Genomic DNA, 13,294 nt, shown 5'->3' with positions numbered 1-13,294 from the left:
GTATCATGAAAATAACAAACTTTGCTGTTAAAAATTATCAGTTTACGCTGATTATATTTCTGCTGATTGCTGTGGTGGGGTATCTTACGCTGTTTACCATGCCTAGAGCGGAAGATCCTTCAACGCATCCACCGCAATATTTAATTACGGTAATCTATCCCGGGACAAGTCCAAAGGATATGGAGGAGCAGGTTGTAAAACCAATCGAGAATAAAATTTACGGACTCGAAAACATCGAAAAAATATTAACCACAGTAGAAGACGGTGTTGCAGCTTTTCAGGTAAAATTTAAATACGGAGTAGATGTTGATAATAAATATCAGGAGATTTCTACGGAAATGAATGCTCTTAAAAACAGCGAACTTCCAAAAGATATTTATCAGATAAAAACCGAAAAAATTGCTTCTTCTGATGTGAAAATCCTTCAGATAGCGTTGGTTTCAGAAAATGCATCAGACAAAAAACTTCGTGATGAAGCGGATAAACTTAAATCTAAAATTGAGAAAATTACCAATCTGAAAGATGTAAAATATGCTGGAATTCCCGAGCAGGAAATTCGTATTGATTTACAGCTGGAAAAGTTGGCCCAATTAAAAATTCCGTTAAATGTAGTCATGGCAAGCCTGCAGAGCGAAGCGGCCGATATTCCAGGAGGAAGCATTGATTTAGGCAGTAAAGTATTTAATGTAAAAACCAGTGGTAAATTTAAAAATGCGGACGATGTATCCAATACAGTAATCTACAATGCTAACGGTAAAATAATCTATATGAAAGATGTAGCCGAAGTAGGCTACAAGTCGCAGGTTGTCGATCATATTACCCGCATTAACGGACACCGATGTGTACTGGTTACAGCTGGTATGAAAGATAATGTAAACATTACAGATGTGCAGAAAGAATTCCTGCCAATTGTTGATGAATTTTCTAAAGAATTACCGTCAAACATCAAATTAGTAAAAAACTTCGATCAGGCGAATATGGTATCGCAGCGTTTGGGACATTTAGGTTTTGATTTTACCCTTGCCATTGTTTTGGTAATCGTTACGTTGCTTCCATTAGGCTTAAGAGCTTCGGGAATTGTGATGATTTCTATTCCATTATCCCTCGCATTAGGATTAATTGCAATGAATGCTTTTGGCTTTTCTTTAAATCAGTTAAGTATCGTAGGTCTGGTAGTAGCGTTGGGATTATTGGTGGATGACAGTATTGTGGTAGTCGAAAACATAGAGCGATGGCTGCGAGAAGGACATTCTAAAATGGATGCAGTTCTTAAAGGAACCAAACAAATTGGAATTGCCGTAGTAGGCTGTACAGCAACACTTATTATTGCGTTTCTACCGCTGACTTTCCTGCCGGATGTCTCGGGAGAATTTATCAGAAGTCTTCCAATGGCAGTTATTACCAGTGTACTAGCATCGATGATTGTCGCTTTGACTTTGGTGCCGTTTTTAGGAAGCCGATTTTTAAAAACGCACGATCATGCGGGAGGGAATATTTTTCTACAGTATCTGCAAAAATTCCTGACCAGAGCGTACCGTGATATTATGCCTAAAGCCTTAAAATATCCGAGAACTACTATTGCTATTTCTATAGTTTTGAGCATCACAGCTTTTGGATTGTTTAAAGTAACGGGTTTTAAATTATTCCCAACTTCAGAAAAACCAATGTTCCTTATCAATATAAAAATGCCGCTACAGGCCAATATTACAGAAAGTGACCGTGTGACCAAAATTGTAGAAGCAGAGCTTAAAAATCATAAAGAAATTGTGTATTACACTTCAAATGTTGGTAAAGGAAATCCGCAGATTTATTATAATGTGCATCCGCAGGATAGAAAACCAGATTTTGCACAGATTTTTGTCCAGCTCGAAGATGAAGCTAAACCATCAGAGAAAACAGCTTTGATTGAAGAACTTCGAAATAAATTTAAAACGATGCCTTATGCAAAAGTGGAGGTAAAAGATTTTGAACAAGGAACACCTTTAGAAGCTAATATTGTCGTAAGATTATTTGGTGAAGATCAGGAAGTGTTACGTAAGCTTTCTTCACAGGTAGAAACTATTCTTAGAAATCAAGAAGGCACGGTGTATATTAACAATGAACTGAATACGTATAAAACAGATCTTAAAGTTAAAATCAATAAAGAAAAAGCCAGAACATTGGGAGTACTGACAAGCGATATAGATAAGGTAATCCGTCTTTCGGTAGCAGGATTAACGGTCGGCGATTATATAGATGATAGGGGAGATGCCAGAAATGTTACACTGACATTGCCCCGAGATAAATTTTCGAACCTTGATGCTTTGAAAAACCTGTATGTAAATAACCTTCAGGGCATACCGATTGCACTGAACCAGATTGCTGAAATTTCGTTTGAAACTTCTCCAACTGCAATTAATCATTTTAATAAATCACGCTTTTCAAAAGTAAGCGCTTTATCAGCAAAAGGGTATTATGCCAATGATTTATTGACGCACATTGTTCCAAAACTGGATCAATTGAAAATGCCAAAAGGATATTATTACAAATTATCGGGTGAGAAAGAATCGGAAGGCGATGCGCTGGGTGGTAACTTTTTGGCAGTAATTATTTTGAGTACCTTTTTGTTTGTTGCAGTTTTACTGCTGCAGTTTAAAACTTTTAAAGGAATTATTATTGTATTATCTATCATACCGCTGGGGATTTTAGGCGGTGTTTTATTGTTGCTTCTTAATGGAAGCCCTATGTCTTTGGTTGCTATAATCGGTTTTATAGGTCTTTCGGGAATTCAGGTAAAGAATTCTTTGCTGCTGGTAGATTTCACCAATCAGTTAAGGCAGGAAGGACATTCGATCGATGAAGCTATTTCAATTGCAGGAGAAACGCGTTTTCTGCCTGTAGTACTGACTTCAATTACTGCAATTTGTGGTTTAATTCCGATTGCATTAAACTCAAATCCTTTGATCGCACCATTGGCAATTGTGTTAATTGGCGGTTTAATCAGTTCTACAATATTATCACGAATTGTAACGCCCGTGATGTATAAATTGATCCCTCCTAGTATTGAAAAGATGTAAGAAGAGAGAAAAGATTTTTTTAAAATTATGATTATTTTTAAAGCCGGCAGCGTGTTTTAGACTGCTGGCTTTTTTTCTTGAAAAAGATTGATAAGGGAAGACAGGAAATTATCAAATTTTGAAAATGTAAAACTTAATTTCAGCTCTGTTCTTGGTGTTCGAATCCTGTTAAGTTATCGAACGCTAAAATTTAAATTTATCTTGTTTTTCATAAAAATAATGTTTTTCTGAAGTTTGTTTATTTATGAAGAAAATAAAGCAAAAACGAGTCAAACTCATTTATTGATAAGGGTTAAATAAAAAAATGGCGCCAATTGTCTTCAATTGGCGCCATTTGGCTTTGTGACAGCAACAGGACAAATTTCTATAAATTTTATGGAAGATTTGAAGAGATTGGCTTACTACTGGTAAAGGCTGTCTTTCATTAGCTTAAAGAATTTGGTTTGGATGTCCTGTTGGGGATTGATTGAAAAATGTAGTATCAAAAAGCAAATAGTTAAATTCTTTTATTAAAAACTTCCTTAAATTTTTGCGTCAAAAAAGATATCCACTCCAAATCTCATATGCTACGAATTTGCCACAAAATTTGATTTACTGCTTTACATATTTGTTATGAGTAAAGTTTTATCTATTTTGTTATTCGATTATGATATCAAATGTTTAAACACGAAAACAATTTAATTTTTAGACAACAGATCATCAAAGAAATCAAAAATAAAAACCTCCAGAATCAAAATGTAGACTGGAGGCTTTTATTTAAAAAATCAGGATATATTTAAGATTTGATAAATTCTAAAATATCGTTATTAATTGTTTCTGCCTCTGTAGTCGGCATACCGTGAGGAAATCCAGGATAAGAAATTAGTTTTCCGTTTTTCAAAAGAGCAGCAGCTTTAGGAGCCTGATTATATGGAACAATCTGATCATCTTCTCCGTGAAGAACCAATACAGGTATGTTTAAACTTTTTAAATCTTCTGTAAAATCAGATTCAGAGAAAGCTTTAATGCCTTCATAGTGTGCTAGTACGGATCCCATCATTCCCTGACGCCACCAATTGTGTTTAATTCCTTCTTGAATTGTTTTTCCTTCACGGTTCCAGCCATAAAAAGGAATAGGGAAATCATAGAAATACTGTCCTCTGCTAAATCCGGTTCCTTCTCTAATTTCATCAAAAACAGATGATGGAACACCTTCTGGATTAGCTTCATTTTGTATCATAATTGGCGTTACCGCACTAATAATGATAGCTTTTGCAACTCTACCTTTTCCGTATTTTGCTGCGTAACGAATTACTTCACCGCCACCAGTTGAGTGGCCAATATGAATCGCATCTTTCAAATCTAGAGCTGCGGTCAATTCTGCTACGTCTTGTGCGTAAGTTTCCATATTGTTGCCTTCAGAACTTTGACCAGAACGACCGTGTCCGCGTCTGTCGTGAGCAATAACTCTATATCCTTGTTTTAAGAAAAACATCATTTGTGCATCCCAATCGTCTGCTGATAAAGGCCATCCGTGGTGAAAAACGATAGGTTGTCCTGTTCCCCAATCTTTATAATAAATTTCTGTTCCGTCTTTTACTGTAATTGTGCTCATTTTTTTGGTTTTAAGATTAATAAAATTAAGAGTATCCTAATTTTGTATTGTCGTTAAATTCTAAGTTTTTATCATTTTTTATTTGACTTAGATTTCTTTGACAAATTTATATAGGAAGAGTAGAGCAGTCGATTAACCTAGATTAATTAATGAATTGTAACAGCGCTATTACTATTTTTAATCTAAATAAATGCCTCAAAAGTCTTCGCTAACTTATTTTTATTTGAAAAGAATTACATGTGTTTTATCTTTTCGTAGATGGCAGGATCGTGTTTTTTTACTTTTATTTTCACGTATTTAGATGCCGGCATATTGCTTTCTTTCACCACATTATTTACAGAAACCAAAACATTGGTTTCCGGAAAATAAGTGACCGTATTTCGCTCTGGAATTTGATAAGAAACAATAAGGAATAAAGGCGCAATTCTTTCAATGCCATCATTATAATTAAAGAGATCTACTTTGTCTCCCGCTTTAAATCCTGCTTTATCAATATCATTTTGATTCATGAAAATAACACGGCGTTCATTTTTTATTCCTCTGTAGCGGTCATCCATACCATAAATAGTAGTATTAAACTGGTCATGCGTACGAGTTGTGGCCATCATATATTCATCTGGTTCCAATTCATTATCTGGAATTTCTGTTAAAGTAAACGCCGCACGATCAGCAGATTCTTTAGCCGTAAATTGACCATGACGAGGAGCATTAGGCAAATAAAAACCGCCCTTTTCGCGAACTCTACTATTGTAATTTTCAAAACCTGGAATGCAATTTTCAATAGCTTCTCTCACATCATCATAACTGTCGTGGTATCGCTTCCAGTCGATAACTGATTTTTCTCCAAGAACAGCAATCGCCATTCGGCAGACAATTTGAGTTTCGTTTATTAATTGATCCGAGATAGGTTTAAGCACGCCTTTTGAAGACTGCACCACGCCCATAGAATTTTCTGTACTGATAATCTGCACTTCTCCGTTAACGATATCCATATCACTTCGGGAAAGCGTAGGAAGGATAAGAGATTCTTTTCCATGTATCAAATGGCCTCTATTGAGTTTTGTCGAGACACACACCAGCAGTTTCAGTTTTCGAAATGCTTCTGCAGTGTAAGTCGTATCTGGTGCTGCCGATAGAAAATTACCGCCCATGCAGAACATAAATTTTACTTTCTCGTCATGAATCGCTTTTATCGTTCCAACTACATCATAACCATGATTTCTCGGCGGATTAAATCCAAAGTAATTTTCAAGACGATCTAATTGCTCATTTGTAGGTTTTTCATCAATAAGCATGGTTCTGTTTCCTTGAACATTACTGTGTCCGCGAACGGGACAGACTCCTGCGCCGGGTTTACCAATACTTCCTTTAATCAATAAAATATTGACAATCTCTCGGATCATATCGACACCATTTGGCTGCTGAGTCAGTCCCATTCCCCAGCAAACAATAATTCTTTTTTTGAAAGCCAGTATTTTTGCTGCTTCTATAATTAAATCTTTTGGAACTCCAGATAGAAAGGCAAGATGATCCAAGTCTAAATTTTCAAACTGTTTCTCAAAATTTTCAAAACCAGTTGTTTTGTCTTTGATAAATTCATGATCAAAAACTTCACCTGGGTTTTTCTTTTCTAATTCAATTAGCAAAAGTTCAATAGCTTTTAAAAGTGCCATATCGCCGTTTATTTTTATCGGAAGAAAAAGGTCTGTAAGTTTTCCGCCTGATCCAATTATCCCTTTTATAGCCTGTGGATTATGGAATCCCATTAAGCCAGCCTCAGGTAACGGATTAACCGCAATAATTTTTGCGCCATTGTTTTTGCCTTTTTCTAAAGCACTCAGCATTCTTGGAGCATTTGTTCCTGGATTCTGTCCGATTATCACAATCACATCGGTATCATAAAAATCTTCTAGAGTAACCGTTCCTTTTCCAATTCCGATTGTAGTTTTCAAAGCTGTTCCAGAGGTTTCGTGACACATATTGGAACAATCTGGCATATTGTTGGTTCCAAACTCTTTTGCAAAAAGCTGATAAAGAAAGGAAGCTTCATTACTGGTTCTTCCCGAAGTATAAAAGGCCGCTTCATTTGGAGATTCAAGCGCATTTAAATGGGAAGCAATTTTTGTAAAAGCCTCATTCCAACTTATGGGCTGATAATGTGTACCGCCAACAGGCAAATACATAGGTTCGGTCAATCTTCCCATTTTTCCAATTTGGTAATCGTCCAATTTTGAAAGGCTGTAAACAGAGTTTTCTTTAAAGAAAGCAGCATCAACTTTTTTGGTTGTAGCTTCTTCAGCCAGAGCTTTTGCTCCGTTTTCACAATATTCGCCCAAAGGAGATCGATCATCATCAGGATCTGGCCATGCGCAGCTGGAACAGTCAAAACCGCCCATTTGATTCATTTTAAATAAAGCTTTTCCGCCTCTTAGAATGGTTTTGTCTTCTATAAGATCGCTTACCGCAGCCATAACCGCAGGAACGCCGGCAGCCCATTTTTCTACTTTTGTTAATTTAAGTTTCGAAAGCTGGTACGGATTTTCTGCTTCAGGTAATTTATGGCTTAAATCAGCTGTTTTTTGTTGTAGATCTTTCTTCATTGTATTATGGTTTAATGGCTATTGTGTTAGGATTACGGTTTGTTCCGATGAGTTGTATATATTCAATCGGTTTTCTTTTAGAAATCCTAAAAGTGTAATATTAAACTCTGTCGCTAGTTCTACGGCCAAACTGGATGGAGCTCCAATAGAAGCAATAATAGAAATTCCCGCCATTGCTGCTTTTTGGATTAACTCAAAACTGGCTCTTCCGCTTAGAAGCAAAATATGTTCATTTAATGGCAGCGATTGATTTGCAAGAGATCTTCCAATCAATTTGTCTAATGCGTTATGCCTTCCAACATCTTCAGTTAAAAGAATCAAATCGCCTTGAGTATTAAAAAGCCCTGAGGCATGAAGACCGCCAGTGGATTCAAAATCGCTTTGAGCAATTCTTAATTTTTCGGGTAATTGATAAAAAACAGATGCATGAATCTGGATCTGCGATCTCATCAAATTTCCAAATGGGCTTACCGTTTTTATAGATTGAATCGAACTTTTTCCGCATACGCCACAACTTGAAGTCGTATAGAAATTTCGATCTGTCTGCATCAAATTTGGAGTAAAACCTTCTTTTAGATCAACCTGAACAATGTTTTGTTTTTGTGACAAGCAATTCATTTTTATTGCAAAAGCATCTTGAATATCTTCAAAAGAAGTAATAATTCCTTCTGTAAACAGAAAACCAATCGCAAGATCAACATCATTGCCAGGAGTTCGCATGGTAACCGAAATATTCTTTTGAACTCTCTCTGAATTAGAACCGTAAGAAAGCCTGATTTCAAGAGGTTCTTCAACAGATAGCGTATCTAAGAACGATGAGGTTTCGTTGTTTTCTATTCTTTGAACACTTACGTGTTTGATGGAAACTAATTCCGTATAATTTATTTCCATGATATTGTAATTGAAGTTGTTACGTAAATTTAATTAAAAATAGATTCAAAAAATATACTTTCATTCATTAATTGAGAGCATACTATTCGATTTTTAGATTTAATTTTTGAACTATTTATTTCACGATTTCACTCATCAGTTGCAAGAGATCTTCTGCGCCTGCGTTAAATTTTCTACCGTTAACAAAAAAAGAAGGTGTGCCATTTACACCGCTTAAAATACCGCTTTCAAAATCGGAATCTACTTTTGCGGCAAGTTCAGGTTTTTTAATATCCACATTGAATTGATGTGGGTCTAGCTCCAATTTTTCTACTAATTCTAATAAAAAAGGTTCACTTAGAATTCTCTGATTTTCGTAGATGGCGTCATGCATTTCCCAGAACTTTCCCTGCAATGCTGCGGCTTCTGCCACAATTGCTGCAGGACGGGCGTATTGATGCATTTCTGATAACGGAAAATTTCTAAAAACAAATTTTATCTGTTTGCCGTATTTCTGCATCATTTCTTTAAGAATAGGATAAGCTGCACCGCAATAGGGACATTGATAATCTCCGTATTCTACGATTACTATACTAGCATCTTTTTTTCCTTGTATATGATCAGTTTTACTGACCGCTGGTTTTAGTGACATAATTAATTAGTTTTATAGTTTTTCTAAAGCTTCCAAAATACCATCTGCTCCTGGGTTTATAGCCATTGGCGAGAGATAACTCCATTGTATAATTCCTTCTTTGTCAATTACAAAGATGGCACGATTGCATTCGCCTTCTTTCTCATTGTATACGCCATATTTTTTTGAAGTGTCTCCTTTTGGTTCGAAATCAGCCAGTAAAGGAAAATGCAGATTTCTAGATTGAGAAAAGGCCATGTGACACCACTTACTATCTACAGAAATACCGAAAATTGTAGCATCATATTTCTTGAAGTATTTCTGCATTTCGTTGTAAAGTGCCATTTGGTCGCTGCAAACTGGACTCCAGTCGGCAGGATAAAAAGCTAAAATCACGTTTTTTCCTTTAAATTCTGATAAAGTGATTTTTTGATCGGGTGTTGCAAATAAGGTAAAATCTGGCGCAACGTCATTTTTCTTCAGCATAAGATTTATTTTTAAGGTTAAAGTCAGTAATTGGCAGTAGCAATGCACAAGTAAGCAGTAATGCAGCAGGCAAAATAAGCGTCCAATTTTTCAATAATGGAAGTATAATTGGTACGACAGATGCCCCTAGCAAAAAGCCAATCCATAATAGTAAAAGCCGTATAGCATTGAGTTTATAAAATTTTCGACTGTTTTTATTGCGAGTGAGACTTAACATGGCTGTATTTCTTGCTAGACTATTCAAAGTTCCCGTCACGAAATCGGTATTTATTTTTTGACTTCCAACAGACGTTACAATGGTATTCATAATACCAGTTGAAAAAAGAATGATAGGTATCGATAATCCGTTGTTTATCGTATAATAATTGGATGCCATTGTGTAGACAATCAATATCCCCGAAACGATATAAAATGGCAGTGTCTGAATTTTGGATTCTCTCCACAACGAAATGCAGGTTCCAGCATATATTCCGAAGAAGAAAGAGCCAATTACCGTTAAAGACGAAAGAAGTACATTGAGTTTGCCGCTGGATAAAGCGATTCCCAATTGTGTGCTGTTTCCGCTTATAAAAGAGACATATACTTTCCATTTCAGGAAACCGGCAGCATCAAGAAAGCCTGCAATAAAGGCTAAAAATATGGCTAGTTTCTCCTGCGATCTAGTTTGTTCAGACGAATCTATGAACTGTGTTTTGGCATCCACAATATTTGTGATTAAGGTTGAATAAACAGTTTGCTTTTAGGAAATTTTTCAATTTCGCCTTCTTCCAAACCAAAATTGGTTACCACCACATCTTTCGGATTTCCTGCAAGCCATTCGCTTAAATCAATAGATTGATAAGTGCCACTGTTAAACCCAATTAAGATTTTACAAACTGTACTTCCAGTATTTTTGATGTAATGTCCTGCACCCATTGGCACATAACCGACATCTCCAGCGTTGAATTGTTCGGTAACGACTGTGCTTTCTGCTAAGAAAACAGACATTTCGGCTTGACCAGAAATATAATATTGCCATTCATCAGCATTGGGATGCCAATGCATTTCTCTTAAAGCGCCTGGCTGTAATTCTATAATAGATCCCGCCATTGTGGTGCTGATAGGAAATTCTTTGCTTGTTACCAATCTTTGCAAACCGCCACCTGGAATTATTCTAGGTTGTTGAGAATGCAAGGGATAACGGTGTAAATTGGTCAATTCAATATCTGATTCTTCAGGTCGGGAAGCGGCAGTAAATGATAATTCGTCAGGAACAATCCCGGCTGCAAAATAGGCTTCTTTTTGAGGTAATGCGGCCACTTCTTCCAAAGTAATTCCCAAGTTTTGAGCAACAATTTCTGGAGGCATGCAGGATACAAAATCGGTAACGCTGAAAGTGTGATCTTCGGAAAAATTACCATTATCAAAGATTAAAATAAAATGGCATTCTTCTGTTCCGGTTGCTTGGATTGAATGCCCATATCCTTTTGGAAAATACCAAACATCGCCCGGTTCAAAATTATCAGTGTAGCTTTTGCCATTTGGATGAATAATCGTGGTGCGAACCGTTCCTGAAATAACATAAGCCCATTCTGCTGCATTTGCGTGCCAGTGTAATTCGCGCATACTTCCTGGCTGTAGTCGCATGGAAACTCCTGCAATACCAATAGAAGCTGGAAAATCTTTTACGGAAGCTCCTCTTGTTGTACCGCCGTCATTGGTGCGTGGTTCTTTTTTTTCTAGTTCGTATTTGAAACTTAATGATTTGGTAGTCATAATAATAGCTTTTTGATGATTAATTGTATTGGTTTTTAATTCTATTGTAAAGCTATTGAAGATATGTGCTGATTATAGTTTGAATTCGTTAGATGGGCAAAATGAATCGTTGAATTTAGTAAGAGAAACTTTAGGAATAATTTGAAGCTTTCTGATTATAGAAGATTTGTTTTTTTAGAATTTAAAGCAAAAAAAATCACTGCAAACTACAGTGATTTTTGATTTTATAATGAGGGAAGTTTTAATTATTTATAAAGCCATTTTTTGATCAGTTTGGTATAATTGGGCATTACAACAAATACCATTAAAAAGACTATGATGCCCGAAATTATTAATCCATCAAAATAATGATTTGACGGTACTTTCAAAAATCTCAAAAAGGGGAGTTCCAATAAAGGAATTAAAAGGGACAATGGATAAATAGCAGACCATGTTACAAGAAATTGTTTCCAGCGAACAGGAACTTTGTTTCCTTCGTTTTCTGCATTAAAAAGAAAATCCAAACCTGATTTTATCTGGTAGTTGTCATTTTTTCTGAATAATGGATTTGCTTTTTTAATGAGCATTTTGCGATCTTCCGATTCCATCCAGTATTTAAGGTTTTCAATAGTGTCAAATCGAATGATAACCGTGTAAACAAACGTTAAATGCGGAATTGGCCGTACGATCTGCAAATCGATAAAACCATTGGAGTGTTTGGTAATGGGAACAATTTCATCCAGCCATTTTTCATATTCCTGTTCTTTTCCATCCAAAATATGGTGCGTAATAACAACAGATGCGCCTTGATTTTCCATATTACTATTTATTTTTGGTTGAGGTTTAAGTTTTATTCGGACTAATTATCGAACTAAAATAATTTTGCCCGTATGACTGCCATCTTCTAATAATCGATGCGCATCAGGAGCTTCGGTGAAAGGAAAGGTTTTGAAAATAATCGGTTTGAATTGTTTTGACTTAATTAATGGCCAAACGTTTTTCTGCACTTCTTTGGCTAGCTGTTTTTTAAAATCATAGTCTCGGCTTCTTAAGGTGCTTCCAGTAATTATTAAACGTTTAATCATTACTTTCCAAATATCAAGATCTACATGGCTGCCGCTTACCGCATTAATATGAACTAATCTGCCTTCGGGTTTTAGGATATTTACATTTTTACTCAAGTAATTACCGCCAATCATATCTAAAATGACATCGACTCCTTCTTCCTGCAAAACGGTTTCGAAATCTTGGGTTTTGTAATTGATATAAGAAGCAGCGCCAAGATCGAGACATTTTTGGCCTTTTTCATCAGATCCTACTGTTACAATTACACGAATGCCAAGAGAATGGGCAATTTGGATTCCTGTAATACCAATGCCACTGTTGCCGCCGTGAATCAAAAGAGTTTCACCAGATTTTAGGTTTCCTCTCTGAAAAACATTTGACCATACGGTAAAAACCGTTTCAGGCAAACTTGCTGCTTCAGCAAAAGTCAGTCCAGCTGGAATTGGCAGACATTGACCTTCCCGAACGCTTACATATTCTGCATAACCACTGCCAGCGAGAATAGCACAGACTTTATCACCAATTTTTAAATCGGTAACATCTGGTCCACATTCGACTACAATTCCTGAAACTTCCAAACCTGGAATTTCAGATGAAACTCCAGCTGGTGCAGGATAATTGCCTTCACGCTGGAAGATGTCAGAGCGGTTTAAACCTGCTGCTTTAACTTCTATTAACACTTTGTCTCCGCTTACTTCTGGAGTTGGATATTCCTGCAGTTTCAGTACATCTGGAGCTCCAAATTGAGTTATAACTATTGCTTTCATGTAGTTTGTGATTAGTGGTTTTTATTGGATTGTTCCATTCTTTTCCAAGTAAGTTTATGAATGACCCAACGTGAATTGCTTATAAATGGTTTCTCTGTTTCTAAATGAAGCAATCCATCTTTAAAAAGAACTTTTCTGTTTTGTGTCTCATTTCTCCAATTTTCAAAAAGTGAAACAGACATAGTATGGCTGACTATTTGTTTTTCATCATCAGTTTTGAAGGGACCAGAATAGGCAAGATAAGGAGGACTGTCTTTTGTATCAGAATGTTCAAAATCAGTATTCATTATTTGTGCCGACATATAGCCGTCGCTGTTATAAATAATAATGCCTTTTGGTTTGGTTCCCATCGGATTTGTAATTTTTCCATCCCTTAAAGGTACTTCAATCAATTCAACTAATGTCCAAGAGCCGATTAGTATTTCAAACAAGTTATTTTTCATAATACTCAAAATAATAAGAGCGCACATTGGTGCGCTCGATTTCTATAC

General features: G+C 36.1%; 11 protein-coding genes. 1 reads left to right on the top strand and 10 read right to left on the bottom strand.

The features are described 5' to 3' along the window. The first annotated feature begins 5 nt into the window (after nt 1-5). Nucleotides 6-3,056, top strand: a complete 3,051-nt coding sequence (locus GQ47_RS01855; protein WP_035644133.1) for an efflux RND transporter permease subunit — start codon at nt 6-8, stop codon at nt 3,054-3,056. 775 nt (nt 3,057-3,831) lie between these two features. On the opposite strand, the gene GQ47_RS01850 is transcribed toward GQ47_RS01855, so the two are convergent. From GQ47_RS01850 to GQ47_RS01800, 10 genes are all read right to left on the bottom strand, one after another. Beyond that, entirely contained in the window at nt 3,832-4,650 is an 819-nt protein-coding gene (locus tag GQ47_RS01850) for an alpha/beta fold hydrolase (protein WP_035644131.1), read from the bottom strand. A 233-nt stretch (nt 4,651-4,883) separates the two neighbouring features. Then, nucleotides 4,884-7,250: an FdhF/YdeP family oxidoreductase gene (locus GQ47_RS01845; protein WP_035644128.1), complete on the bottom strand. Its 2,367-nt coding sequence runs from the start codon at nt 7,248-7,250 to the stop codon at nt 4,884-4,886. A gap of 18 nt (nt 7,251-7,268) precedes the next feature. Next, on the bottom strand, nt 7,269-8,141 hold the full coding sequence (gene fdhD, locus GQ47_RS01840) for a formate dehydrogenase accessory sulfurtransferase FdhD (protein ID WP_035644126.1): 873 nt from the start codon (nt 8,139-8,141) through the stop codon (nt 7,269-7,271). A 115-nt stretch (nt 8,142-8,256) separates the two neighbouring features. Further along, nucleotides 8,257-8,772, bottom strand: a complete 516-nt coding sequence (locus GQ47_RS01835) for a DsbA family protein (protein ID WP_035644125.1) — start codon at nt 8,770-8,772, stop codon at nt 8,257-8,259. A gap of 12 nt (nt 8,773-8,784) precedes the next feature. Then, nucleotides 8,785-9,237: a redoxin domain-containing protein gene (locus tag GQ47_RS01830; RefSeq protein WP_035644123.1), complete on the bottom strand. Its 453-nt coding sequence runs from the start codon at nt 9,235-9,237 to the stop codon at nt 8,785-8,787. Beyond that, complete coding sequence (locus GQ47_RS23055) at nt 9,221-9,940, bottom strand: YoaK family protein (protein ID WP_193745202.1); 720 nt, start codon at nt 9,938-9,940, stop codon at nt 9,221-9,223. Before GQ47_RS23055 ends, GQ47_RS01830 begins: the two co-directional genes overlap by 17 nt. A gap of 11 nt (nt 9,941-9,951) precedes the next feature. Then, nucleotides 9,952-10,992 carry a cupin domain-containing protein gene (locus tag GQ47_RS01815; RefSeq protein ID WP_035644117.1) on the bottom strand — a complete coding sequence of 347 codons (1,041 nt, stop codon included), beginning with the start codon at nt 10,990-10,992 and terminating at the stop codon, nt 9,952-9,954. A gap of 245 nt (nt 10,993-11,237) precedes the next feature. Further along, a complete protein-coding gene (locus GQ47_RS01810) occupies nt 11,238-11,789 on the bottom strand; it encodes a putative antibiotic biosynthesis monooxygenase (RefSeq protein WP_035644115.1) in 552 nt (183 codons plus the stop codon). A gap of 45 nt (nt 11,790-11,834) precedes the next feature. Continuing rightward, on the bottom strand, nt 11,835-12,803 hold the full coding sequence (locus tag GQ47_RS01805; RefSeq protein ID WP_035644113.1) for an NAD(P)H-quinone oxidoreductase: 969 nt from the start codon (nt 12,801-12,803) through the stop codon (nt 11,835-11,837). Nucleotides 12,804-12,814: 11 nt separating this feature from the next. Beyond that, a complete protein-coding gene (locus tag GQ47_RS01800) occupies nt 12,815-13,246 on the bottom strand; it encodes a lipocalin-like domain-containing protein (RefSeq protein WP_035644111.1) in 432 nt (143 codons plus the stop codon). Nucleotides 13,247-13,294: the final 48 nt, after the last annotated feature.

It is taken from the genome of Flavobacterium sp. ASV13, from assembly GCF_000745775.1.
Classification (GTDB): Bacteria; Bacteroidota; Bacteroidia; order Flavobacteriales; family Flavobacteriaceae; genus Flavobacterium.
Note: the sequence above shows the minus strand (reverse complement) of the source record. Positions and strands in the feature narration are given on the sequence as shown.